Annotated in this window: 1 pseudogene; it reads right to left on the bottom strand. The window is 57.1% G+C overall.

The features are described 5' to 3' along the window. Window positions 1-231: pseudogene (locus SB764_RS45025) on the bottom strand (putrescine ABC transporter permease PotI); the annotation flags it as partial.

Below are 231 nucleotides of genomic sequence, written 5' to 3'. Positions count from 1 at the left end.
CGACGAATAACAACAACAGCGACAAGCCCGTGATGACATCTGGCATCACCAGCGGCGCGGTGATCATAAAGGCAAAGCCATTTGATCCGCGAAACCTGCCAAAGCGCACCAGCACCACCGCCGCAATAGTCCCGAGGATCGCCGCCGCCGTTGCCGCACAGGCAGCAATTGTCAGGCTTAAACCAACCGCACTCATCATCGCGTCATCGCGCAATAACTCACCATACCAGC

It is taken from the genome of Paraburkholderia sp. SIMBA_027 (assembly GCF_046535315.1).
Lineage (GTDB): Bacteria > Pseudomonadota > Gammaproteobacteria > Burkholderiales > Burkholderiaceae > Paraburkholderia > Paraburkholderia tropica.
Note: the sequence above shows the minus strand (reverse complement) of the source record. Positions and strands in the feature narration are given on the sequence as shown.